Raw genomic sequence first — 5,283 nt, forward strand, 5'->3', positions numbered from 1 at the left:
CTGGACATAATGGTGATTAAAAGTTCTCCCTTACTGTCCAGCGTGTAAATGTTCTCCTTTTCAAAATAAACCTCAACGCCTTTTTCTTTTAGCTGGCGAACCGTAACCAGAGAATCAACTGTGTTTCTCGCAAAGCGGCTGACTGATTTGGTAACAATCAGATCGATTTTCCCGTCCAGTGCATCGGCGACCATCTGCTTAAACCCATCGCGCTTTTTGGTATTGGTGGCGCTGATACCTTCATCGGTGTAGATCCCGGCAAATATCCAATCAGCACGTTCGTTGATGTACTTGGTGTAGTAGTCTACCTGGGCTTCGTAGCTGGTAAGCTGTTCCTCAGAATCTGTTGAAACGCGGGCATATGCAGCTACTCTTTTTCTTGCGGCCACACCAGCCGTTTCCGGCGCAAAGCGGTTTATGGTTGGTGGTATGACAGTAACGGCTCGAGCGGGTTTCACTTCAAATCTCCCCTTTGGTAGGCAAGCGCCCTTTCCCGCGCCTGCTGTTTCTTTTTGTCGTCCCAGCTAGATTTGCGCGACCGATCTTGCCAGACAGCTTCAAATTCACGACCATCCTGGAAGATATAAATTACCTTGTTGGCTTCCGGCACCTGCAGCTGCTTGATCTGGGATCGGAAAACCACCTCATCAAATTCCGCCAGACCCAGCACTTCAGCGGTCAGCGAAATTAGGATTGGTTCCGGGATTTGCTTCACTGGGCAGGCGTCCTTACCGTAATGGACGAAGGTGGGACAGTTCCACGCTGCATGTCCCTTGTAGGTTACCCGCCGGTAGTTTTTTCCGCAGCGGGGGCAGAAGATTAAACCCGAAAACGGGTAACGGTTGGCCGGGTTTTTCCTGACATTTCTGTTCTCCCGGCGTAGAGCCATGATTTCCTTTACCTTTTGAAAGGTGAGCGGGTCAATGATTGGCTCATGGGTTCCTTCCGCGTAATACATCGGCAAGGTTCCCCGGTTATAAACCAGCTTCTTTGACAAGTGGTCGGCGACATACTTTTTCTGAAGCAGCGCGTTGCCAGAATACTTCTCGTTATTTAGGATGGCCAGGACTCGCTTTGCTGTCCACTGTCTGCCGCTGAACGTTCGCGCACCCATTTCCCGCAGCTTGGCAGCAATTCGATCGCATCCCAGGCCTTTTATGTAATCGGCGTAGATCATTCGAACGATTTCGGCCTGTTCCTGATCGATTTCAATTTGACCATTATTGATTCGATACCCATACATGAAACGCAGGTTTACAATCTCACCTTGCTGAAACCGCTTGCGAATCCTCCACTTGCAGTTCTCACTGACCGAACGGCTTTCCTCCTGAGCATAGGATGCCAGGATGGTTAGCATGAGTTCTCCATCCCCACTCATGGAGTGAATATTCTGCTCTTCAAAATAAACGTCAACACCGAGCAGTTTTAATCCCCGCACTGTTTCAAGAAGTGTTACCGTGTTGCGGGCAAAACGTGATATCGATTTTGTAATGATCAGGTCAATCTTGCCATCCTTGCAGTCGGCAATTAGACGCTGAAATTCCGGACGAGTGTCTTTGGTGCCCGTCAGTGCCTCGTCGGCGTATACACCAGCGTATTGCCAATCCGGTCGTTGCTGAATGAGGCTGCTGTAATAGCTGACCTGAGCCGCAAGGGAATGAAGCATTTCATCTTTTCCGGATGAGACACGGGCATAGGCGGCTACCCGTAATCTTGCCGGAAGGGGTAACACCGAAGGTGATATTTTCTTAACTATTCTTTCCATAAGGGCCTCCTTTCGTTATGACATATTCGCTCGAAACGCCCATATTATCAAGCCTTTTGGCGATATATACTGCGCTCGGAAAGCCCATATTTTTCAGCGATAGTTGTCTCAATTTTTATCAATTCATCTTCGCGGATAATGCCCGCTGCAAGCCATTTTTTGAAAACTGCCATGGTGGCTGTATAGTGGATGACTGCTAATGCCTTACTCATGCTGCACCGCCTTTGACCTGCCGTAGCAGGCGCGGGAACAGTATTTACGATTTTTGTTTCCGTAGCTCTCAAACTCACGGTTACAGATAGGGCAGGTAAAAATATAGATGGCTTTGCGGTTGACGGCCTCCGGGTGGTCGTTCCACCAAGCCATGCGGCATTTATCCGAACAGTACAGTTTTTGCTTCACACCAGCGGTCTGGGTAAGAGGGGTTCCGCACTGTCGGCAGAAAATCCCGTCCTTCTGAACGCCGAATCCAGTATAAGCACTACCAAGGTTGTTCCTGCGGCAGAATGACTTCACCGTATTTTCCGAAATACCAAGAGCTGTCGATATTCTGGAATAGCTAAAACCGTTCCGTCGCATTTTAATGATTTTCTCTTTTTGCTGTTGTGTCATTACAATACCTCCTCCGAAGGCAAACCTCAAAAGCCTTCGGTATAAGCCGCAGGAGGAGCAAGAATCGGACGGTATCAAGAATGTTTTACCGTCATTACCTCCCACCGATATGCGAAAAACTAGCGGGAGTCGAACCCCAGCAAAAAGAAAAAACCCGCAGAGCGAGTTGCTCCACGGGCGGTTGCTTCAGAATAATAGCAGTCAATGTTGTTGAGACGAAATATATTCAGCCATTCGTTCAATAAGTAGTCCGGCATATTCTCCCTTAACGGTTTTACCCGCTCGGGCATTTTCCAGCCAGTATTCAGGGGATTTAAGTATGCCGTTTCTGACCAGCACCTCCAAAGCTCCTTCCAGACCATTCTTGCTTTCTTCTATGTATGCTAACCCCAGTTGGGAAAGGATAGCGCCAGCAACTGCTTTGACAATTTCATCTCTCTTGGCATCAAACAGGGCATTGTCCTGGCTGTTATCAATAAAGCCGATTTCAATTAGTACTGCAGGAGCCTTGGTTTCTCTTAAGACTTGGTAATTAGCAGTTTTTACCCCCCGATCAACAAAGCCAACCTTTTTCAGGGCGCTTTGTATCTTTTCAGCCAGCCCCTTGGACTTGGCTCCAGGGTTTAAATAAGTGTAAGTTTCAACCCCGGCGGCTTGTTCCGGCTTGAAAGCGTTCCGGTGAAAGGATATGAAAAAATCATAAGTACCCCTGTTCTCAAAATCGCTTCGTTCTTTGAGGCTTAAGCTAACATCCGCCGTCCTGGTCTCATCAACAGCCACTCCATGACGCTTCAATATTTCCGCTACCGATCTCCCCAGACTTAATACATCCTCGGATTCCTTTCTCCCCATATATACGGCTCCCGGGTCACTGCCGCCGTGCCCATAGTCAAAACATAATCTAGCCATCGCTTTTTTCCTCCTTGTTCAACTGCTGGAGAACCAGCTTGAGTTTCTCCGGAATAGGCAACCCTATCTTGGCAGCGTTTTCCAGAATGCTGATCCCCTCGTTGGATAAATAAAAGAAGATGACCGCGGTGCGGACAGCACTGCCGTTTGTTATAACCTGAGTGTCTATAATATGACCGACTGCCACCAGGGCAAAAATCAGCACTTTCTTAAAGATGCCCCTGGCACCGACCTCGCTGGACAGGCGTTTTTCCAATACTGCTAACATGACGCCGGTCAGGTAATCGAAAACCACAAGGGTGATCAGTGCGTACAAAAAGCCGTCCCAACCTCCCAAGACCCAGCCTAGCCAGCCGCCAAAGGCTGTTAAGGCGATTTGAAATGAGCTTTTCATTGTTAGTCCTCCTTTTAAAATTGGTAATAAAAAAGAGCCCCAAGGCCCATTCTGAAAAATAACTTAAGCTGCCGATTATTCGATAGCTGATGTAATCCTGCCTGACACTTCCTTTTGTATATCAGTTGGCACCTGATCAATGGTTCTCCTTCCTGCCAGCACCAATTCAGCCATCAAATCAGTGCTGACCGTGCTGGGATTTGCCTCCGAAAGTTTGGCTACAGCCTCCATCAGTACCAGGGTGTAATGTTCCAACCTGGCAACTTTCTCATCCAGCGTGATATTACTGCTGCCGTTTACTCTACCCAGCCATTCGGCAGTGGGCTTTAGCTCCAAATGACAGCCTTCTTTAGCAATAACCCGCATAGCTTCATAATTGGATAAATTAAGTTCAGGGTCATGGACAAAGATATAGTCCTGTCCCGTAGCCAGCACCGGTTCAGTCTCAGATGCTTGCACTACTAAACCGTCGTTCTTGTTATATACCAAAAACATAAGTCTGCCTCCCTTCGTTAATACCTGTAGATTTCCAGCTTGCCAACCATAGATCCGCCGCCCCCACTGGAAACAGAAAAATATATGGTGACAGATAGGGAAGACCGAAAGGGGATAGCTAAATTGGTCCTGTTGTCAATTACATTGAGTTTTCCCGTTGAATCAGCAAACAAAAAAACATCAGACGCTCCCCAGGCTACACTACCATTCACAGAACCAAAGGCAGGTAGGTCCATTCCGTCAACTGTTACGGTAGCCCGGCATCTACTGGTCCATGAGGACGAACCGCTGGCTTGTATATATATGTTTTGCAATATACCTGCGCCATTGTAGGAAATGGTTACACTTTGTTCAGTACTGTTCCAGCCGCTAGTGTTTGATGATATAGTGCTTAATTGCATGATGGTGTAGTTCTTTATATAGTTTTGCAAAACTTCTTTAAGGTTGCCGATTTTGGCATGCAAGCTACCCGCCGGATCAGCAGCATCGTTCCTTACTCCGACCTGTCTGCGGATAAAAGCCAGAATTTCTTCTGAGCCAAACATTACACCACCCCCCGTTTTAATATTTCGCCTGACCATTGATAGGTCTTGATCTGTCTGACCCCGCCTATAAAACCGGAAGCAGGGGGCAGGTACCGGTAGGCTTTGGCAATTAGATCGCCGTCCCATATAAGCCAGGTAACGGCGTTGTAGCCGTAGATGCCATGTAAAAGGTTGCCCGTTTCCCCGTTATATACCTCAAAGTGGATGGCGTTCTCTGCTGTCCAGGCTCCGCTGTTTCCCGCTCTTTTGTAAGTGGGGTATAAGGAGTCTTGTATGGTTTCCCCATGTAGGTGGAAATGGTTATCAGCATCCCCGGCTTTTTTAATGATCAGCCAGTAGTAAGCGCCGCTCACCAAGTCAGATATATCTATAGGGATGCTGAAATATCCCTTGCTGGGGGGAATAAACTCTTTGGGCAACACCATGAATCTGAGCAACGAACCCGCTGTTGAACCGTCCGGATTAAAGCCGTCCCGCAGTTCGACCAAGAGATCAGCCCCCTGACCATGCCTGATAATTTCAAAGGTCACTCTCGCGATAGCGGCAGCGGCATCGGCTTTAAA

Annotated in this window: 9 protein-coding genes; all 9 read right to left on the bottom strand. The window is 48.0% G+C overall.

Features of this window, described 5'->3' with window-relative positions; translation table 11 throughout:
• Nucleotides 1-458 (bottom strand): recombinase family protein (locus B2633_RS10610; protein WP_483170612.1); only part of this gene is annotated, 458 nt, incomplete at its 3' end.
• On the bottom strand, nt 455-1,765 hold the full coding sequence (locus B2633_RS10615) for a recombinase family protein (RefSeq protein ID WP_483170613.1): 1,311 nt from the start codon (nt 1,763-1,765) through the stop codon (nt 455-457). The genes B2633_RS10610 and B2633_RS10615, both read right to left, overlap by 4 nt.
• A gap of 47 nt (nt 1,766-1,812) precedes the next feature.
• Nucleotides 1,813-1,977: an SHOCT domain-containing protein gene (locus B2633_RS10620; protein ID WP_483170614.1), complete on the bottom strand. Its 165-nt coding sequence runs from the start codon at nt 1,975-1,977 to the stop codon at nt 1,813-1,815.
• Nucleotides 1,970-2,377 (bottom strand): sigma factor-like helix-turn-helix DNA-binding protein, encoded by a 408-nt coding sequence (locus B2633_RS10625; protein WP_483170615.1) that lies wholly within the window; start codon nt 2,375-2,377, stop codon nt 1,970-1,972. Before B2633_RS10625 ends, B2633_RS10620 begins: the two co-directional genes overlap by 8 nt.
• Nucleotides 2,378-2,578: 201 nt before the next feature.
• Nucleotides 2,579-3,286 (bottom strand): N-acetylmuramoyl-L-alanine amidase family protein, encoded by a 708-nt coding sequence (locus B2633_RS10630; protein WP_483170616.1) that lies wholly within the window; start codon nt 3,284-3,286, stop codon nt 2,579-2,581.
• Nucleotides 3,279-3,680, bottom strand: a complete 402-nt coding sequence (locus B2633_RS10635; RefSeq protein WP_483170617.1) for a phage holin family protein — start codon at nt 3,678-3,680, stop codon at nt 3,279-3,281. Before B2633_RS10635 ends, B2633_RS10630 begins: the two co-directional genes overlap by 8 nt.
• Before the next feature lie 75 nt (nt 3,681-3,755).
• Complete coding sequence (locus tag B2633_RS10640; protein ID WP_483170619.1) at nt 3,756-4,175, bottom strand: CD1375 family protein; 420 nt, start codon at nt 4,173-4,175, stop codon at nt 3,756-3,758.
• Nucleotides 4,176-4,192: 17 nt separating this feature from the next.
• Nucleotides 4,193-4,720: a hypothetical protein gene (locus B2633_RS10645; protein WP_483170620.1), complete on the bottom strand. Its 528-nt coding sequence runs from the start codon at nt 4,718-4,720 to the stop codon at nt 4,193-4,195.
• On the bottom strand, nt 4,720-5,283 hold a 564-nt coding region (locus B2633_RS10650; protein ID WP_483170622.1), incomplete at its 5' end, for a hypothetical protein. The genes B2633_RS10650 and B2633_RS10645, both read right to left, overlap by 1 nt.

Origin of the sequence: Syntrophomonas sp. UBA1041 (genome assembly GCF_002316705.1) — a bacterium.
GTDB lineage: Bacteria > Bacillota > Syntrophomonadia > Syntrophomonadales > Syntrophomonadaceae > DTU019.